The sequence below is a fragment of the Cupriavidus sp. GW822-FHT02D05 genome, from assembly GCF_058802485.1.
On record NZ_JBXAOE010000014.1, the window covers coordinates 113,024 to 131,559 of the forward strand.

Here is an 18,536-nt window from a genome sequence, read left to right on the forward strand (position 1 = left end):
AGGCGGGTCGCTGCCGGCCCGCGGGTGATGCACGCCGGCGCCAGCAGACACGCAGGCGTTTCGCACACATCACGAATCACGCCCGTTGCCGAATTTTGTGGGCAGATACCGCCTGTTTGCCCTGATTTTCCGCTCGATTGCTACTTGAATACTTTTTTTGCACTGACTCCGGGGCCGCTGCCGTGGCGGACATGGCTGCCTGCTGGCAAATGACGTTGCCCGTCAGCGAGTCGGTATTAAATCGGTGTTAAATAGGTGTTAACGACCGAAAACCCGCAAAACTGACCCCAGGCGACCCATCGGCATCAGCCGCGGGACAATCAAAACATCATTTTTGGCAGGAATGCCGAACTTTGACTCGCCCTTTTTGTCAGGGCCGAATTCTCGCACAAAGGCGCGGCAACAGGGGATGCAAGAAGGTTAAGAAGGTTGTCAATTGTAACGGCGCGCGCCTGCCGGCCATGCGGTGGCGTAGCCATGCCTGTCAAGGCCGGGAGGGAAACGGGGGGATGAGAGCGGGAGGGAGTGTGAGCGGGTTATCCCCCGCCCGGCGTAGCGCGGCGGGGGCCCGTGGCAAAACGAGCGTGATGCGGCTTACAGCGCGGGCAGGATCTTCCCTGCCACCTCGCCAAAGCCGACGCGATAGCCGTCGCCCTGGCACCAGCCGGCCATGACCACTTCGTCGCCATCTTCTAGGAAACCGCGCTTGCTGCCGTCCGCCAGCGTCAAGGGCTCGGCGCCGTTACGGGTCAGTTCCAGCAGGCTGCCATAGGAATCCGGCGTGGTGCCGCTGATGGTGCCGGAGCCCATCAGGTCGCCCACACGGACATTGCAGCCGGACACGGTGTGGTGCGCCAGTTGCTGGACCATGGTCCAGTACATGGCCTTGAAGTTGGTGCGGCAGACGGTGGTGGCTTGCTCCGCGCCTTCGGGGCGCAGCGAGACTTCCAGTGCGATGTCATAGGCATTGCGCTCGGGCTGCTGCAGATACGCCAGCGGCTCGGGCGATTGCACCGGATTGTCGCGGCGGAACGGCTCGAGCGCGTCCATGGTGACCACCCATGGGGAGATCGAGGTGCCAAAGCCCTTGCTGTTGAATGGGCCCAGCGGCACGTACTCCCACTGCTGGATATCGCGCGCGCTCCAGTCGTTGAGGATCACCATGCCGAACATGTGTCCGGCGGCCGCAGCGGTGCTGACCGGCTCGCCCAGGGTCGACGGCTTGCCGACGATGAAGGCCATTTCCAGTTCGTAGTCGAGCTTCTGGCAAGCCGTAAAGACCGGGCGCGGCGCGTTCGGCGGCTTGATCTGCCCCTTCGGGCGGCGCAGTTCCGTGCCGCTCACCACCACAGAGCTGGCGCGGCCGTTGTAGCCGATGGGAATCTCCAGCCAGTTGGGCAGCAGCGCATTGTCCGGATCGCGGAACATGCGGCCGACGTTGGTGGCGTGCTCGCGCGAGGAGTAGAAATCGGTGTAGCCGGGGATGTCCACCGGCAGGTGCAAGGTAGCCCAGGCCATCGGCACCAGGGCCTGCTCATGCAGGGCCGACTTGGGATGCAAGGTGGTGTCGTCCGCCGCCAGCATGGACGTCAGGCGCTGGCGGGTTTCAGTCCATGCCGGCTTGCCGAGCGCGATGAAGGCGTTGAGCGTGGCGCCGCTAAACACGCCTTTGACGGAGGCAGGCAGCAGGCCCGCCTCGTCCAGCACGGACAGGTCGAGAATGAAGTCGCCGATGGCGACGCCTACGCGCGGGCCCTGCCCGTTCGGGGAAAAGATGCCGTAGGGCAGGTTCTGCAGCGGGAAATGCGTAACGCCATCATTGGCGGATTCGATCCAACTCTGCTGGACAGTGGTCATCGGGGGCTCCGGAGGGCAATGACAAGGGTGCCGGCGACATGCGCCGCGCGGGCACCCTGGATTCATGATGGTCGGCCGGGTGAAACCGGTCTTGGGACTTGAGGATCAGCGCTCGCTGGGGTTGAAATGCTTCTTCAGGCCTTGCCAGCACCTGTAGTAATCGTCCTGCAACTGCGCCGACTCCGCTGCATACGGCGTCGGCCGGATCACGGCCGGCGTCTCGAACATGAACGCCATGGTATCGCCGATGCGATGCGGCTGCGAGGTATCCGCGGCGGTGGCCTTGGCAAACGTCTCGGCATCCGGGCCGTGGCCGCTCATGCAATTGTGCAGGCTGGCGCCGCCAGGCGAGAAGCCATCGGCCTTGGCATCGTAGACACCCTCGATCAGGCCCATGAACTCACTGGCGATGTTGCGGTGGAACCAGGGCGGGCGGAAGGTGTTCTGCATCGCCAGCCAGCGCGGGCCAAAGATGACGAAATCGATGCTGTCCACGCCCGGGGTGTCGGACGGGCTTTGCAGCACCAGGAAGATCGAGGGGTCCGGGTGATCGAAGCTGATCGAGCCAATGGTGTTGAAGCGGCGCAGGTCGTACTTGTACGGCGCGTAATTGCCATGCCAGGCCACCACATCCAGCGGCGAGTGCCCGATCGCGGCGCGCCACAGGTTGCCCTGGAACTTCGCCACCAGCTCGAAATCGCCCTCACGATCCTCATACCAAGCATGCGGCGTGAGGAAGTCGCGCGGATTGGCCAGGCCATTGGAGCCGATGACGCCCAGGTCGGGCAGGCGGAACAAGGCGCCATAGTTTTCGCAGATATAGCCGCGCGCCTCGCCATCCGGCAGCTCCACGCGAAAACGCACGCCGCGCGGGATCACCACAATCTCCTGCGGCTCGACGTCCAGCAGGCCCATCTCGGTCGCCAGGCGCAGCCTGCCCTGCTGCGGCACGATCAGCATCTCGCCGTCTGCATTGTAGAAGAAGCGATCCGTCATCGAGCGGTTGGCCAGGTACAGATGGATCCCGCAACCCGACATGGCCTCCGGGCCGCCGTTGCCGGCCATGGTGATGATGCCGTCGACAAAGTCGGTGGGCTCCTTGGCCATCGCCGGCGGGCTCCAGCGCATCTGGTTGGGCGATGGCGGCACCGCATCGAAATGACTGACGATGCGCGACTGCTCGACCCGCGTGAACGGCTCATGCATCGCCGCCGGGCGAATGCGATAGCACCAGCTGCGCCGGTTGTGCGCGCGCGGCGCGGTAAACGCCGTACCGGAAATCTGCTCGGCATACAGCCCATACGGCGCGCGCTGGGGCGAGTTCTGCCCCACCGGCAACGCACCGGGCAGTGCCTCGGTGGCGAACTCGTTGGCAAAACCGGATTGGTAGCCGGGCGTGCCGTGGTCGGGCGCCTGCCCTTTCACGTTCACAAGGTTCAATGGCGTCTGCGTCATATCTTGGGTCTTCCTCTTACGCTTGCGATTTCGCTTTCGATGAATCGAGCACGCCCGCGCGGGCTAGCTCCATGGCTTCCTGCAGAACAGCAAGATCGCCGATGTGATTGGCCAGCAGCAGGATCAGTTGCGCGTTGGCGGCCTGGCTCTGCGCGTCGGAGAGATCGCGATGCATGTCGATCAGCGCCTCGTAGAAGTCGTCCGGACGGGCAAGGTTGGGTTCGGCACTCAGCGGCATTGGCTTGTCTCCCTACTCAGGCCACTGCCGCAGCGGGCATAGTGGACGAGTGATCACACTGGCGGTGTCTTTCGAACGCCGGATCGTGAATTTCACAATCCGTAATTGATTTACTATATCGTAATCGCAGGCCTCGGACGTGTCAAACCAGTATCGGCCCTTATTTCTCCGCGGACGGCGAAAACCGGCGGACACCACGTTTGTAGGTTAGGCGCGAAGGACAGGGTGAGACAAAGACGTGACGCCAGACGGCGCACAAGCGCAGGCAGCCCGAGCAATGTCAGGCGGAGAAGAGAAACAAGTACGACAGGGAGAAAGCGACAGGCTCGACAGGCAAACGCACGACCCGGCCTCGGCGCGGGGCCGAGGTCGTCAAAGACAGACGGATGCCGCCAGGCGCGGCATCCGGCCATCCATGTAAAGCAGGCAAAACCCCAGCAGCAGGCACGTGGGGGCGTGCCCGCTGCTGGTATGACAAGCGCGCGCCAATCCGGCCGCAGACCCGGCCGGAACCAGCGCGAGTGCTCAGGCTGGCTTGTGACCTTCGCCCGGGCTCGACGCGAAGCCTGTGCTGACCGGGGTGGCCGGTGCAGGGCTTGCGGCGGTAGGCGTTGCGGCAGGCGCCTGCCCGGCCATGGAAGCGGCCGTGACGCCGCCATTGCGGCTGGCAATAAACGCGTTGACGTCGGCAGCAAGATGCTGGGGTGCCAGCACCACTTCCAGGCCAAGCGCCTCGCAAGCCGCTAGGAAAGTCGACATGCGGGGGTCGGCCTGACCCGATTCTGCCCGCAAGTAAGCTTCCCGGGAGATCCCGGCCTTACGGGCGACGTCTTCCTGCTTGAGCTTTCGCGCTCGGCGCAACGCCCGCAGTTGCCGGAACGGTTCGCTAGCGCCTCTAGGCACGGCTGTACTGTTCATGTCGGTCTCCAGTCACCAATGAAAAAAAAGTGCGCGGACGTGCATTCGAGTATAGAGCACGCAAAGCGTTCCGTATGTAATCAGGGCAACACTTTGTGCAGATTTCTTGTTGGCACCCTGCGCAGGCTAATCCTAGCCTGTCAATAGGTCCGATACAGCACAATTATCTGCCTCCGTGGTGACATAACGGGCGGCAGTGAAATAGGTTGACGAAAACGCACAAGCGCGAAGTTGACAATACGACCGGTCGTGCTATTCTTTCGACATGCAGAAAGGACAACTTACCCGCGCAGCCATCATCGAGCAGGCCCTGGACACCGCCGCCCAGATCGGGTTCGAGCAGTTGTCGCTCGCCACATTGGCCGCCGACACCAGCATGTCCAAGAGCGGGCTCTATGCGCACTTCAAGTCAAAAGAAGCCTTGCAGCAAGCAGTTTTGGCGCTCGCCCTGGAGCGCTTTTCGGACGTCGTCTTCAGGCCGGCCATGCGCCTGCCGCGCGGCACGCGTCGGGTGCAAGCTCTCTTCGAAGGGTACATGCTCTGGCTCGGTGGATCCGTCAATAAAGGCCGCTGCCTGTTCATGGCGCTAGGCCAGGAATACCGCGACCGCCCCGGTGCCGTTAGGGATCAGGTGGTGCAATCGCTGAAAGACTGGCATAGCCTTATCGCCAGGGCCGTGACCGACGCGATCGAGGAAGGCGATCTTTCGCCGGCACAAGACGCGCGGCAGTTCGCCTTCGAGATGGTCGGCATCGGCATGTCCTTTCAACAGTCTTACAAGCTGCTGGGCCGCGAAGACGCCGAGACCATGGCCCGCCGGGCGTTCGAGGCATTGCTCCGCCGGGCCGAGCTTGCGCAGCCCGTGCGCAAGTAGCCAAGGACGAGGAGGCACCTGCGCGAGGCGCCTCCCGCAAGACAGATCGGGATAAATTTCAAGACGGCAGGATGTCGTCTTTTTTTGAAATAAAAAATAGCACGACTGGTCGGTCTTACCGGAGGGGTATCGCCTCTCCCCGATGCCCCGGCCAGGAATGCCAGAAGTCTTCGCTAGAGGTGACCGCCGTGACGCAAGCGATTTACTCATCCACCAAAACCCGCCAGGCCGCGCCGATATCCGGGGCGCCAATGCGCTTGGGGCGCCTTGGCTGGCAATTGGCCGAGCTGCTTTATCCGGCCGGCGTAGCGCGCGCGCTCGAGCACGCATGGTTCCGTCCGCCCCATGGCAACGGCCCGGATGGCGCTGGCCGTGAACTGCTTGACCGTGCGCGCGCGGACTGGGCGCTCGTGACCGGCCAGGGAGCGAGCCGGCGCGTGCGCGTCTATCGATGGGGCAATACCGGGCCGACCGTCTTGCTGGCCCACGGCTGGGGTGGCCATGCCGCCCAGTGGCAACCGCTGGTTGCACCGCTGCTGGCGGCTGGCATGCGCGTGGTCGCCTTTGACGCGCTCTCGCACGGCGGCTCCGACGCGGGTGCACGCGGCGCGGGCCAGACTTCTGTTGTGGAAATGTCACATTCGCTGTTGGCCACGGCGTGGCACGCCGGCCCGGTCCACGCGGTGATTGCGCATTCGCTCGGCAGCGCCGCGCTGGCGCTGGCCGTGCGCGAAGGCTTGCATCTGCAGGCTGCCGTGATGATCGGCCCGCCGGCCGACATGCACACTGCCGCCGCGGCATTGGCCTGGCGGCTCGGCATTGGGCCCGGCGCACTGGCCCGCATGCAGCGCAACAGCGAGCGCTGGCTGGGCATGCCGTGGTCTGCCTTCAACGTCCCGGCCATCGGGCGCGCCCGCCCGGTGCCGCCCACGCTGGTGATCCACGACCGGCAAGACAAGGAAGTGGGCTGGGAGAGCGGCGCTGCCATTGCCGGTGCATGGCCTGGCGCGCAGTTGATGGCCACGGACGGACTGGGCCATCGCCGTGTCCTGCACGACGCACAGGTCATCGCACGGGCGGTATCGTTCATCCGCGGCGCCGCGGACGCGCCCGGGCTTGCCGAGGCAACTCGCAGGATGCAGGCCCAGGCCGATGCCTGAATCACTCCCAAACCCTGCTTGCGGCAGCGATTATGTGGCATGCCACATAATCGCCGCTGGCGGTGTGGGTCCGAGCTTGGCGGTTAATTGCTGATTAAACGAAAAAAGAAGACCGGCTGGCACCTCGCCAGCCGGCCTCCTCCTTGGAGACCTGTCAGAACCCTGCGTCAGAACCCTTCCAGCACCAGCTTGCCGATGGTCCGCCCGCTCTCCAGCATGGCATGGGCGCGGCGCAGGTTGGCCGCATCGATCCGCCCGAGGTTCTCGCCCAGCGTGGTCCGCAGCCGGCCGGCATCGACCAGCCGTGCCACCTCGTTGAGCAAGAGATACTGCTCGATCATGTCCGGCGTGCCGAACATCGAGCGGGTGAACATGAACTCCCACACAAAGGTGGCGCTCTTGCTCTTCAGGTCGCCCACGGCCAGCGGGCCGCTGTTCTCCACGATCGAGCAGATCTTGCCTTGCGGCGCAATCACGGTCGCCATGGCAGCAAAGTGGCGGTCCGTGTCGTTAAAACACAGGATGTAGTCGACCTCGGCAAAGCCGAGCTTGCGCAACTGGGCCGGCATGTCGCCACGGTGATCGATGGTGTGGTCAGCGCCCAGCTCGCGGCACCAGGCAGCGGACTCCGGCCGCGACGCGGTGGCGATGACCGTCAGCCCCGCCAGCGTCTTGGCCAGCTGGATGCCGATGGAACCCACGCCCCCTGCTCCGCCGATAACCAGCACGGAGCGCCCGGCATGCTTGCCCTGCGGCGAGACGCCCAGGCGATCGAACAAGGCTTCCCACGCCGTAATGGCGGTCAGCGGCAACGCGGCGGCCTGGGCGAAATCGAGCAATGCAGGCTTATGGCCGACAATGCGCTCATCCACCAGGTGGAACTCGCTATTGGCGCCAGGCCGGGTAATGCTGCCAGCGTAGAAAACCGGGTCGCCCACCTTGAACAGGGTGACATCCGGGCCCACCGCGGCCACTGTGCCAGCTGCATCCCATCCGAGCACGCGCGTGACAGGCTCGACCTTATCCTTGGGCGCGCGCACCTTGGCATCCACGGGATTGACCGAGATGGCCGCCACCTTGACCAGCAGGTCGCGGCCTTCGGGCACGGGGGTGGCGATGTCCACGTCGACCAGGGATTGCGGGTCGTCGATCGGCAGGTAACGGGTCAGGCCAACGGCTTTCATTGCGGGTTCCACCAAGTCAATCAAGCAGGTTCTGCGGCACGGGATTGCGCCATGGCCACAGCGTAGCCCCACTGCCGTGCATTGATTAGCCGGAAAATCCAACAATCAATTTCCCGATTTCCCGGAAAATCTAGCCGTCTCCTTGTTTGCTGCCAGCCGCAAGGATCTGTCCGCCCCCAAAACTAGACTGCCGCGGCACCTCGCCACCCAGCGTGATGCGGATCGCGCAGTACTTGAATTCCGGGATCTTGCCAAAGGGGTCCAGCGCCGCGTTCGTCAGCTTGTTGATGGCGGCCTCGTAGTAGCAGAACGGCACGAACACCGCGCCGCGCGGCGTGCCGTCGTCCACCCGGGCAAACAGCGATACCTGGCCCCGGCGCGATGCGAGCGTCACCACGTCGCCCGGCTGGCCACCGATGGCGGCAAGGTCGAGCGGATGCACCAGCGCCACCGGCTCCGGTTCGATGGCATCCAGCACGCCCGCGCGCCGGGTCATGCTGCCGGTATGCCAGTGCTCGAGCTGCCGGCCGGTGATGAGCACGACCGGGTACTCCTGGTCGGGCCGCTCGGCCGCGGGAATGATGTCGGCCGGGACGAATCGGGCCCGGCCCGAAGCCGTCGGAAACGCGTCCGTAAAGATGACCGGCTCCCCCGGGTCGCCCTCAGCGCGGCAAGGATAGGTCACCGCGTCCTCCCGCTGCAAGCGCTCCCAGGTAATGCCGCCGATGCTGGGCATGGCATGGCGCATCTCGTCGAACACGTCGGCCACGCTCGCGTACGACCAGTCCAGCCCCAGCCTGGCGGCCATCTGCTGGATAATCCACAGGTCCTGCCGCGCTTGCCCGGGCGGATCGATCGCCTGGCGGCCAAGCTGCACCGTGCGGTCAGTGTTGGTAAAGGTGCCCGTCTTCTCAGGGAACGCCGACGCCGGCAGCACCACATCGGCGAGGTAGGCGGTCTCCGTCAGGAAGATATCCTGCACCACCAGGTGGTCCAGCGCCGCCAGCGCCTCGCGCGCGTGCTGGGCATCGGGATCCGACATGGCCGGGTTCTCGCCCATGATGTACATCCCGCGCACTTCGCCCCGCTCGATGGCCTGCATCACTTCGACCACGGTCAGCCCCGGCTGGCGATCCAGCGGCATGCCCCACAACGACTCGAAGCGCGCAACAGCCTCGGGATCGTCGACACGATGGTAGTCCGGATACATCATCGGGATCAGTCCGGCGTCGGAGGCGCCCTGCACATTGTTCTGGCCGCGCAGTGGGTGCAGCCCCGTGCCCGGCCGGCCGATCTGCCCCGTCATCAGCGCCAGGGCGATCAGGCAGCGGGCATTGTCGGTGCCGTGGATATGCTGGGAGATCCCCATGCCCCAAAGGATCATCGAGGCTTTGGAACTGGCATATAGCCGGGCCACATAGCGGATGGTGTCGGCATCGATGCCGCAAACCGGCGCCATCAGCTCCGGGCTGTAGGCCGCCACATTGCGCTGCAGTTCCTCATAGCCGATGGTGCGCCTGGCGATGAAATCCTGATCGACCAGTCCTTCGGCCACGATCACATGCATCATGGCGTTGAGCAGCGCCACATCGGTATCGGGCTCGAACTGCAGGAAGCGATGGGCGAAGCGCGCCAGGTCGGAGCGGCGTGGATCGGCCACGATCAGCTTGGTGCCATTTTTTACCGCGTTCTTGATCCAGGTTGCCGCCACCGGATGGTTCACCGTTGGATTGGCGCCGATCACGATCACCACCTGCGCGCGTGCCACATCCATCACCGGGTTGGAAACCGCGCCCGAACCGATGCCTTCGAGCAGCGCCGCCACCGACGACGCGTGGCAAAGCCGCGTGCAATGGTCCACGTTATTGCTGCCGAAGCCGGTGCGCACGAGCTTTTGAAACAGGTAGGCCTCTTCATTGCTCCCCTTGGCGGAGCCAAAGCCGGCCAGCGCGCGCTTGCCGTACGTGTCGCGGATGGCCGACAGGCTGGTGCCCGCAAGCGCGAGGGCCTCATCCCAGCTGGCTTCGCGGAACACGTCCATCACGCGCGCGGGATCCATCACGAAATCGCCACGCTTGGGGGCGCCTTCGCGCCGCACCAGCGGTACCGTCAGCCGGTGCGGATGCTGGGCGTAATCGAAGCCATAGCGGCCCTTCACGCACAGGCGCATCTGGTTGGCCGGCCCAAAACGCCCTTCGACAAACAGGATGCGGTTGTCCTTGACGTTGTAGGTGAGCTGGCAGCCCACCCCGCAGTACGGGCAGACCGACTCCACCTGGCGATCCGGCACCGGCAACGCGGCGTCGCGGGCCGGCATCAGCGCGCCGGTCGGGCAGGCCTGCACGCACTCGCCGCAGGCGACGCAGGTGGAGGCGCCCATCGGGTCGCCCATGTCGAACACGATCGCGGCCTGGTCGCCGCGAAAGGCCAGCCCGATCACATCGTTGACCTGCTCCTCGCGGCAAGCGCGCACGCAGCGGGTGCACTGGATGCAGGCATCGAGATTGACGGCGATGGCCGGATGGGACAAATCGGCTGGCACGGCGGCGCGCGGCGCAAAGCGCGGCTTGCCGACGTCCAGCCGGGCGGACCACTGGTCCAGCTCATTGTTGCGCGTGTAACGCGCCTCAGGCATATCGGACTGCAGCAGCGCCAGCACCATGCGCTGCGCGCGCAGCGCGCGCTCGGAGGCGGTCTGCACCTCCATCCCCTGCGCAGGGTAGCGGCAGCACGACGGCGCCAGCACGCGCTCGCCCTTGATCTCCACCATGCAGGCGCGGCAGTTGCCGGCGGTGTCCAGGCCGTCCTTGTAGCACAGGTGCGGGATGTCGAACCCCTCGCGCTGCGCCACCTTGAGCAAGCTCTCGCCCGGCCCGGCGCACACGTCCCGGCCATTCAGGCGGAACGTCACCGTGGTATCCGAGGAGGCCTCCACTTGCGCGCGCTCGGCGCGGGTCAGTGCACTCATATCGTCCTCGCGGCTCAGGCCAGCTCCTGGGGAAAGTACTTGATCACGCAATCCACCGGGTTGGGCGCGGCCTGCCCCAGCCCGCAGATCGACGCATCCCGCATCACCGCAGACAAGTCCGCCAGCGCGGCCAGGTCCCATGCCGGCTGCGCGATCACGTCCAGCGCCTTGGCCGTGCCCACGCGGCATGGTGTGCATTGCCCACAGGACTCATGCTTGAAGAAGTGCATCAGGTTGCGCGCCACGGCCACCGCGCTGTCCTGCTCGGAAAACACCACGATGGCGGCCGATCCGATAAAGCAACCGTGGGGCTGCAGCGTATCGAAATCCAGCGGAATATCGCCCAGGGACGCCGGCAGGATGCCACCCGAGGCGCCACCCGGCAGGTAGCCGTAGAAGCGATGGCCGTCCTGCATGCCGCCGCAGTATTCCTCGATCAGCTCACTCGCGGTGATCCCCGCCGGCGCCACGTGCACGCCGGGCAGCTTCACGCGCCCCGACACCGAGAACGAGCGCAGCCCGTGCCGGCCATGGCGTCCCTGCGCGGCGAACCAGCCCGCGCCTTTTTCAAGGATCTCGCGGACCCAGTAAAGGGTCTCGAAGTTATGCTCCAGCGTGGGCCGGCCGAACAAGCCGACCTGCGCCACATAGGGCGGGCGCAGCCTGGGCATGCCGCGCTTGCCTTCGATCGATTCGATCATGGCGGACTCTTCGCCGCAGATATACGCGCCGGCGCCACGCCGCAACTGGATCTCCGGCATGCCCGGGATCGGTGGGTCGGCCTGCAGGCGGCGCAGCGCTTCGCCAAGCACGGCACGGCAGCCTGCGTATTCGTCGCGCAGGTAGATGTAGATCGCGCCGACCTGGGTCACCGCGGCGGCGATCAGCATGCCTTCGAGGAAGCGATGCGGATCGCGCTCCAGGTAGACGCGATCCTTGAAGGTACCGGGCTCGCCCTCATCCAGGTTGACTGCCATCAGGCGCGGCGCCGGCTCGGCCATCACGATCCGCCATTTGCGCCCGGTGGGGAAACCCGCGCCACCCAGCCCGCGCAAGCCGGAATCCTCCATCGTGCGCAGCAAGGATTCGGAATCACGCTCACCCGAGGCCACTGCGCGGAGCAACTGATACCCGCCTTGCGCGCGATAGTCGTCATAGCCCAGATGGGCTTCGGGCGCGTGATGCACGGCGCGTGCGGCAACCGTGTCCACAATGGTCTGCGCGCTCGCAAGATCCACCGGGTTCTGCCCGACCAGCGCGGCGGGCGCGCGCTCGCAGCGGCCGATGCAGGGCGCTGCCACCACCTTGACTTCGCTGCCCAGCAGGGCCGGCAGCCGGGCGAGCAGGTCGCGCGCCCCGCCCAGCTCGCAGGCGATGCCTTCGCACACGCGCACCGTCACCGCGGCCGGGGGCCGGATGGCGCCGTCCTCACCCTCGCGCACGACATCGAAATGATGGTAGAAAGTGGCGACTTCATAGACCTCCACCATCGACAATCCCATCTCCTGCGCCAGCGCCACCAGGTGCGGGATCGCCAACTGGCCGAAGTGGTCATTGATGGCATGCAGGTGCTCGATCAGAAGGTCGCGCCGGCGCGGTACGTCGCCCAGGACGGCCTGGACTTCGGCCAAGGCTGCCGGGTCAGGCTGCCGCCCCTTTGGCTGGCGGCGCTTGCGCGCCTTGCCGATATCCTGGACCGCGATGGGAATGACGACCTGGTTCATGGCATTCTCGAAAAGCTGTCTCTTGGGGGGGCCGGATGGAACGGGGCACGCGCTACAAGTGCTTGCCCGCCGCTCTGGTCTTATCTTGCACTGCACGCGCCTCGCAACATGCAGCGGGAGTCGCGGGAGGGGTTTCGTTTTTGCTTTCGCCTTCGATCATATCCCTATTCCCGCGGCGCATTGACCGCGCCGATCCACGCCGGCAAGCCCGTCAGGTCAGGTCCTCCGGCACCGCGCGATATCCCATCGGCGGCGTGGTACTGGCATGCACATACTTCTTGGCGTGGGCTTCGCGCATTGGCTTGAGCACGAACAGCGCCAGGAAGGCGGACAGCGCCGCCATGCCCGAGGCGAGCATGAAGACCGCGTGCCAGTCGCCGGTGGCGGCGGTGATGACGCTGGAGAACGGCACCAGCAGCGCAGCCGTGCCCTTGGCGGTATACAACAGGCCAGCATTGGTGGCGGCGAACCTGGGCCCGAAGGTGTCGCCGCAGGTTGCCGGGAACAGGCTGTAGATCTCCCCCCAGGCGAAGAACACGACACCGGTCAGCACCACGAAAGCGATAGGATCCTGCCCGTACTTAGCCAGCAGCAGAATGCCCACCGCCTCGATCGCAAAGGCCAGGAACATCGTGTTCTCCCGGCCGATGTTGTCCGAGATCCAGCCAAAGAAGGGACGCGTCAGCCCATTGAGCACGCGGTCGATGGTGAGGGCGAAAGTCAGCGCGGGCAACGTCAGGCCGAGCAGCGATACCGGCACGCCATCGAGGCCGAAATCCTTGGCGATCGGGCCCAGCTGGGCGGTCGCCATCAGGCCGCCGGCCGCCATCATCACGAACATGGCGTACATCACCCAGAAGATCGGCGAGGACAGGACCTGGCGCGGCGAGGCGTTGTAGGCAGCCGTCTTGACCGCGGACGTGACCTGGTTCAGCACCTTGGCCGAAGGGGGATAGAGCGCCATGCCCAGGAAGAAGACGATCAGGCCCTGGCCCAGGCCGAACCACAAGAACGTGGCCTCGTAGCCGCTGGTCTTGATCATGTTGGCAATCGGCACCACGGTCAGCGCCGAGCCCGCGCCAAAGCCGGCGGCGGTGATGCCTGCCGCCAGCCCGCGCCGGTTTGGGAACCACTTCAACGCATTGCCCACGCAGGTGCCATACACCGCGCCCGCCCCCACCCCACCCAAGGCTGCCGCGAAGTAGAGCATCGGCAGAGACGAGGCCACGGAGTTCAAGGCCCAGGCAATCGCGCACAGCAGGCCGCCACCCACCACGACCGGACGCGGGCCGTACTTGTCCACGAGGTAACCCTCGATCGGCACCAGCCAGGTTTCCGTAACGACGAAGATGGTGAACGCCACCTGGATCGCCGTGCGGCCCCAGTGGTACTTGTCGTCAATCGGGTTAACGAACAGTGTCCAGCCATATTGCATGTTGGCGATCATCGCCATGCAGATCACGCCAAAGGCGAGTTGAACCCAGGGTGAGGCAAAGCGTGACTCGGGCGCGTTTTGCTGATGTTCCATGGTGTCTCCTTATGGCGGGCGGGGCCGCCTTATGTGGAAAGGGCGTCTTCGGACACCTCTTTTGGGACGGCACCGCTTGTGCTGCATCCCAGATACTGCCGTCGTTTCATTGCTATACAGTATGTGATATATCAATATAGTCAAGACGCTTTTAGCCCACTTGGCGGACCATGAAACTGCCCGGAAATGGCGATGGCAATGCACCGGAAAGCGGCACGAAGGTTACTCGTGCGCCACGCGCATCAAAGCGGGCGAGCAGTGCAAGCCGGCTTGCTGATGGATCAAGGACTTAGGGCGTCCCGCTTCATTAATGGCGCACGTGGACAAGCGGCTATCTGCCAGTACAAATGGGTCCGGGGAACCGGCCGGCGCAGCGCCTCAAAGACGATCCTCGGGAAAGTCCCTAGATTAAGTCAGGCAGACTGGGGCATCAATGTACTAAATGTCTGGCCCTTCAGGACAGAAGAGCGGAGGGAGCGAACAAGGAACTTGCGATCCGCAGAACAGCAAAAAGGTGCCTGGGAAGGCTTGGCGCAAGCGAACCCAGCAATCAAACCAAGGGAATCTGGCGGGGGATGGCCCCTATTCCAGCGCAGCGGCAGCGATTGGCGGCCATGCGGCCCGCCAATCGCACCACGCGAGCATCAGGCGCGGGCCAGGTTGGGTTGCGCGCTCACGCCAGACGGAGCCGGGCTGGCGCGGCCAATGCCGGCGGTTTCCTGCGAGGCGCCAAGGCCGGCAAAGCGGCCATGTTCCTGGGCACGGGCGAGCACAGGGGTCGGCACACGGGTAGCAATCAGGAAGGTAACACCAACGCCGAGGGCAATCAGACCAAAGGCAAGACCGAGAAGAAGTGCGCTGTCCATCAGAAAACTCCGGTAGGGATGGTGAGTAGGAGTTTTCATTATATGCTGCGGCGCACTATGTGTAAATATCCTGTATGTAATATATCATGAGATTTTGGGCGCTGACGCAACAGTCGTTCGCAACGCCATTCCCCTACCCTACGCGCGCCAGCAACGTCTGGTCCGGCTCCATGCCTCGCAGCGCGTCCCAGATGGCAGCAGCATTGGGCTTGAGCGACCGGCTCTTGCGCCGTACCAGCATCACCGAGGACGTGACCTGTGGCCGCAATGGCCGCATGACGGCGGCGGGGCCCAGCCCGGCCGCCTGGGCGCGCGATGGCACGATGCCGATGCCCAGCCCCAGCGCCACCATGCCGAAGATCGCGGCGAAGTGGCCAAGCACCTGCAGCGAGCCGGCGCGCACGTGATACACGCCAAAGGCCTGCTCTACGGCCGGCTGGATGCCCGAGTGCTGGTCCAGCATCAGCACATTGGCATCGTTCAGGTCGCCCCACCCTACCGTCTCGCGCGTGGCCAGCGGATGCTGCGATGGCAACACGGCATGGAACGGATCGACGCACAGGCCCTCGCAGTAGAGATCGTCCCCGGATTGCGGGTTCGTAGCGATACCGAAGTCCACCTCGCCGCTGCGCACGCACTGCAGCACCGCCTCATGCGAGCGGTCTTTCAGGCTGATGCCGATGCCCGGCCAGGCCGCACGGCAACCCGCGAGCCAGCCCGGCAGCGACATCGACGACAGCACCGGATCGGACGCGATCTGCACCGCGCCCTGGCACGGCCTGGCCGCGCCCTGGCTCTCGCGCAGCGTCTGCTCGACTTCCTCGATCAGGTGGCAGATGCGCTGCGACAGGTGCTCGCCGGCGTCGGTGAGCTCGACCTGGCGCGTGGTGCGGTCAAACAGCCGCTGGTCGATCTCGTCCTCCAGCTCGCGCACGCTGCGGCTGATGGCGGACTGCGTCAGCCCGAGCTCAGCCGCGGCGCGGGTAAAGCTCTTCTGTCGCGCGACAGCCGCGAAGGCCTTGAGCTGGGGAAGCGAAATATTCATGATCACCCCTCCTGCATGCATTGGGCATTGGGCGCGGAGAGCAGCTTTGCCATGCCCCGCAGCGCGCTGCGCATCGTGATAGACGCCGGGCCCGGATTTGCGTCAAGCGAGTCCGGGCCCGGCTGGTGATTCAGTCGCTCTCGCGGGCAGAGAGCCCCGCCAGGTACGCCGCGGGATCGGTCGCCGGCACCAGGGGCTCGGCATGCCCGGTGATAAACCGTCGTCGCATCGGGGCCAGCACGAACTTGGCGGACAAACCAGCCGCGATGGTCACGATCGCCGCCACCGTAAAGACGGCATCCCACCCGCCACGCGCCGACAGGATCGAGGCCAGTGGCACCAGCATCGCCGCCGTGCCCTTGGCCGTGTACAGCGTGCCGGCATTGGCCGCGGCGAACTTGCTGCCGAAGGTATCGGCGCACAGCGCGGGAAAGATCGAGAAAATCTCGCCCCAGAACAGAAACGTCAGCGCCGCGAACGTCATGAACAGATAAGGGTTATGCCCGAACTCCATCAGCCCGAGCAGCGACAGTCCCTCGCCAATGAAGATAAAGAACATGGTGTTTTCCCGACCGATGCGGTCCGAGATAAAGCCGCACAGCGGCCGCGTGAAACCATTGCACAGGTTGTCGATCGACAGCGTCATGGTGAGCAGCGGCAGCGTGAACCCCAGCATCGTCACCGGCATCGACGCGAAGCCGAAGTCCCGTGCAATCGGACCCAGTTGCGCAGTGGCCATGATGCCGCCCGCCGCGACCGCCACGAACGAGGCGTAGATAACCCAGAAGACTGGCGTCTTCACCATCCGGCCCGGCGTGAACTCGATGGGATTGGTCAGTACCGCCTTGGCCGCCACGGCGCCCACAGGCGGACGCGGCTTGACCAGCAGCAAGGCCATCAGCAGGATGCAAGCGCCTTGCAGGATGCCGAAGGTGATAAAGGCTTGCTCGTAGCCCGAGCGCTGGATCATGTTGGCGATAGGGATCACGGTCAGCGCCGAGCCCGCGCCGAAACCGGCGGCGGTCAGCCCGGCCGCCAGGCCGCGCTTGTCCGGAAACCACTTGAGCGCATTGCCAACGCAGGTGCCATACACGCCGCCGGCGCCGATGCCGGCGATCACCGCCGCCAGGTAGAGCTGCGGCAGGCTGGTCGCGTACGCATTGATGACCCAGGCCAGCCCCGCGCACACCGCGCCGCATGCCACTACCGGGCGCGGACCGATCTTGTCGACCAACCAGCCTTCAAGCGGAACCAGCCAGGTCTCGGTCACGATGAAAATGGAAAAAGCGACCTGGATGGCGGACTCGCCCCAGTGGTGCTTGGCATTCATCGGGGTCACGAATAATGTCCAGCCGTATTGCAGATTGGCTACCAGCCCCATGCAAACCACACCGATCGCCAGCTGGAACCAGCGGTTGTGAAGCCAGCCCAGACGGCTTGCGGCCAATGCCGCCGAATTGTCGTGCGCCATGTCGTGTCTCCTGCATAGTGCGTGTCGCGCTCTGTGGCCCGACGGGTAGGCTTCTCTGGAAGGGGAGCCCTTGGTCACTACTTGATTGAGCGCGCCTGACATTGCGGCACGTGCATCCGTGGACTGATGCTAGTTCAAACTAAGTTCGGCACGGCATAAAGTTTTTTATTATGATCATTCACGATCCTCTATACATGGGACGGACGAGTGCATGAAGAACGCCACGCTGCGCCAGCTGAAGGTTTTCGAGACGGTCGCCCGGCACCTGAGCTTCTCCCGCGCGGCGGAGGAGCTACACCTGACGCAGCCCGCCGTCTCGACACAGGTGCGCCAGCTCGAGGGCCATGTCGGCCTGCCGCTGTTCGAGCAACTTGGCAAGAAGATCTACCTGACCCCGGCCGGCATCGAGATGCTGCACTACAGCCGCAGCATCATGCAGCAATTCCGCGAAGCGGAAGACGCGATGTCGCAGCTCAAGGGCATCTCCGGCGGACGGCTCAATGTGGCCGTGATCAGTGCCGGCGATTACTTCTTCCCGCGTCTGCTCGCGGAATTCATGCAGCGCCATGACGGCGTGACGCTCAACCTCGCAGTGCACAATCGCGAGGAATTGCTGCACCAGCTTGCGGGCAACCTGACCGACCTGGCGGTGATGGTACGCCCCCCCGAAGGCATGGACACCGTCAGCGAATCCTTCGCGCCCCACCCTTACGTCATTGTTGCCGCGCCCAACCACCGGCTGGTGGGCGAGCGCAACATCCCGCTGGCGGCGCTGGCCGACGAAGCCTTCGTCGCGCGCGAGAAAGGCTCCGACACCTGGAACTCCATGCAGGAAGGCTTTGCCGGGCGCTTGTCCAACCTGCGCATTGCCATGGAGATCAAGAGCACCGAGACCATCAAGCAGGCCGTCATCGCCAACATGGGCATCGCGTTCCTGTCGGCACACACCGTCGGGCTGGAACTGCAGACGGGCAATCTCGCCGTGCTCGATATCGAGGGCTTCCCGGTCATGCTCAACTGGTACGTGGTGCATCGCAAGAACAAGCGCCTCCCACCGGTGGCGCTGGCCTTCAAGCATTTCCTGATGGAAGAAGGCGCCACCCTGATCCAGCGCATCACCGGCGTGGACAACCTGATAAAACATAAACGATAAGTTATGGTTATTCAGTCAAACTTTAATTATCGTTAATTGATCGGCAAACCTATCCTCGTCTCAGGCCCAATCTTTTCAGGCCCAACCTTTCACTG

At 64.7% G+C, this 18,536-nt stretch carries 14 protein-coding genes; 3 read left to right on the top strand and 11 right to left on the bottom strand.

The window, feature by feature from the left end; genetic code table 11:
• Window positions 1–594 precede the first annotated feature (594 nt).
• The 4 genes from fahA to AC1RQK_RS19800 form a co-directional block, all read right to left on the bottom strand.
• The gene (fahA, locus tag AC1RQK_RS19785) at window positions 595–1,857 is read right to left on the bottom strand and encodes a fumarylacetoacetase (protein ID WP_492373678.1); all 1,263 of its coding nucleotides are present in this window, start codon (window positions 1,855–1,857) and stop codon (window positions 595–597) included.
• Window positions 1,858–1,962: 105 nt separating this feature from the next.
• Window positions 1,963–3,312 carry a homogentisate 1,2-dioxygenase gene (hmgA, locus tag AC1RQK_RS19790; protein ID WP_492373679.1) on the bottom strand — a complete coding sequence of 450 codons (1,350 nt, stop codon included), beginning with the start codon at window positions 3,310–3,312 and terminating at the stop codon, window positions 1,963–1,965.
• 16 nt (window positions 3,313–3,328) lie between these two features.
• Window positions 3,329–3,550, bottom strand: a complete 222-nt coding sequence (locus AC1RQK_RS19795; RefSeq protein WP_492810645.1) for a DUF2783 domain-containing protein — start codon at window positions 3,548–3,550, stop codon at window positions 3,329–3,331.
• Window positions 3,551–4,075: 525 nt separating this feature from the next.
• Complete coding sequence (locus AC1RQK_RS19800; RefSeq protein WP_150986631.1) at window positions 4,076–4,468, bottom strand: helix-turn-helix domain-containing protein; 393 nt, start codon at window positions 4,466–4,468, stop codon at window positions 4,076–4,078.
• Between the two features lie 343 nt (window positions 4,469–4,811).
• Here AC1RQK_RS19800 and AC1RQK_RS19805 point away from each other — a divergent pair, with 343 nt between their 5' ends.
• The gene (locus AC1RQK_RS19805) at window positions 4,812–5,342 is read left to right on the top strand and encodes a TetR/AcrR family transcriptional regulator (protein WP_492810647.1); all 531 of its coding nucleotides are present in this window, start codon (window positions 4,812–4,814) and stop codon (window positions 5,340–5,342) included.
• A gap of 188 nt (window positions 5,343–5,530) precedes the next feature.
• Window positions 5,531–6,502 carry an alpha/beta fold hydrolase gene (locus tag AC1RQK_RS19810; RefSeq protein WP_492810649.1) on the top strand — a complete coding sequence of 324 codons (972 nt, stop codon included), beginning with the start codon at window positions 5,531–5,533 and terminating at the stop codon, window positions 6,500–6,502.
• 167 nt (window positions 6,503–6,669) lie between these two features.
• On the opposite strand, the gene AC1RQK_RS19815 is transcribed toward AC1RQK_RS19810, so the two are convergent.
• The 7 genes from AC1RQK_RS19815 to oxlT (AC1RQK_RS19845) all read right to left on the bottom strand — a co-directional run bounded on the left by AC1RQK_RS19815 (window position 6,670) and on the right by oxlT (AC1RQK_RS19845) (window position 17,288).
• The gene (locus AC1RQK_RS19815; RefSeq protein ID WP_492373682.1) at window positions 6,670–7,686 is read right to left on the bottom strand and encodes a zinc-binding alcohol dehydrogenase family protein; all 1,017 of its coding nucleotides are present in this window, start codon (window positions 7,684–7,686) and stop codon (window positions 6,670–6,672) included.
• A gap of 130 nt (window positions 7,687–7,816) precedes the next feature.
• A complete protein-coding gene (fdhF, locus tag AC1RQK_RS19820) occupies window positions 7,817–10,654 on the bottom strand; it encodes a formate dehydrogenase subunit alpha (protein WP_492810651.1) in 2,838 nt (945 codons plus the stop codon).
• Window positions 10,655–10,668: 14 nt separating this feature from the next.
• Window positions 10,669–12,378: an NADH-ubiquinone oxidoreductase-F iron-sulfur binding region domain-containing protein gene (locus AC1RQK_RS19825; RefSeq protein WP_492810653.1), complete on the bottom strand. Its 1,710-nt coding sequence runs from the start codon at window positions 12,376–12,378 to the stop codon at window positions 10,669–10,671.
• Between the two features lie 211 nt (window positions 12,379–12,589).
• Window positions 12,590–13,906, bottom strand: a complete 1,317-nt coding sequence (gene oxlT, locus AC1RQK_RS19830; protein ID WP_492810655.1) for an oxalate/formate MFS antiporter — start codon at window positions 13,904–13,906, stop codon at window positions 12,590–12,592.
• A gap of 644 nt (window positions 13,907–14,550) precedes the next feature.
• Window positions 14,551–14,772: a hypothetical protein gene (locus AC1RQK_RS19835; protein ID WP_492373108.1), complete on the bottom strand. Its 222-nt coding sequence runs from the start codon at window positions 14,770–14,772 to the stop codon at window positions 14,551–14,553.
• Window positions 14,773–14,905: 133 nt separating this feature from the next.
• Complete coding sequence (locus AC1RQK_RS19840) at window positions 14,906–15,817, bottom strand: LysR family transcriptional regulator (RefSeq protein ID WP_492373109.1); 912 nt, start codon at window positions 15,815–15,817, stop codon at window positions 14,906–14,908.
• 130 nt (window positions 15,818–15,947) lie between these two features.
• Window positions 15,948–17,288, bottom strand: coding sequence for an oxalate/formate MFS antiporter (gene oxlT, locus AC1RQK_RS19845; RefSeq protein WP_492373110.1), 1,341 nt, complete (start codon window positions 17,286–17,288; stop codon window positions 15,948–15,950).
• A gap of 211 nt (window positions 17,289–17,499) precedes the next feature.
• Between oxlT (AC1RQK_RS19845) and AC1RQK_RS19850 the strand changes: the two genes are divergently transcribed.
• Window positions 17,500–18,441 (top strand): LysR family transcriptional regulator, encoded by a 942-nt coding sequence (locus AC1RQK_RS19850; RefSeq protein WP_441637573.1) that lies wholly within the window; start codon window positions 17,500–17,502, stop codon window positions 18,439–18,441.
• Window positions 18,442–18,536 lie beyond the last annotated feature (95 nt).

Coding starts and splice junctions, on each gene's coding strand:
- fahA (WP_492373678.1), bottom strand. CDS start 1,857: ATGACCACTGTCCAGCAGAGTTGGATCGAATCCGCCAATGATGGCGTT.
- hmgA (WP_492373679.1), bottom strand. CDS start 3,312: ATGACGCAGACGCCATTGAACCTTGTGAACGTGAAAGGGCAGGCGCCC.
- AC1RQK_RS19795 (WP_492810645.1), bottom strand. CDS start 3,550: ATGCCGCTGAGTGCCGAACCCAACCTTGCCCGTCCGGACGACTTCTAC.
- AC1RQK_RS19800 (WP_150986631.1), bottom strand. CDS start 4,468: ATGAACAGTACAGCCGTGCCTAGAGGCGCTAGCGAACCGTTCCGGCAA.
- AC1RQK_RS19815 (WP_492373682.1), bottom strand. CDS start 7,686: ATGAAAGCCGTTGGCCTGACCCGTTACCTGCCGATCGACGACCCGCAA.
- fdhF (WP_492810651.1), bottom strand. CDS start 10,654: ATGAGTGCACTGACCCGCGCCGAGCGCGCGCAAGTGGAGGCCTCCTCG.
- AC1RQK_RS19825 (WP_492810653.1), bottom strand. CDS start 12,378: ATGAACCAGGTCGTCATTCCCATCGCGGTCCAGGATATCGGCAAGGCG.
- oxlT (WP_492810655.1), bottom strand. CDS start 13,906: ATGGAACATCAGCAAAACGCGCCCGAGTCACGCTTTGCCTCACCCTGG.
- AC1RQK_RS19835 (WP_492373108.1), bottom strand. CDS start 14,772: ATGGACAGCGCACTTCTTCTCGGTCTTGCCTTTGGTCTGATTGCCCTC.
- AC1RQK_RS19840 (WP_492373109.1), bottom strand. CDS start 15,817: ATGAATATTTCGCTTCCCCAGCTCAAGGCCTTCGCGGCTGTCGCGCGA.
- oxlT (WP_492373110.1), bottom strand. CDS start 17,288: ATGGCGCACGACAATTCGGCGGCATTGGCCGCAAGCCGTCTGGGCTGG.
- AC1RQK_RS19850 (WP_441637573.1), top strand. CDS start 17,500: ATGAAGAACGCCACGCTGCGCCAGCTGAAGGTTTTCGAGACGGTCGCC.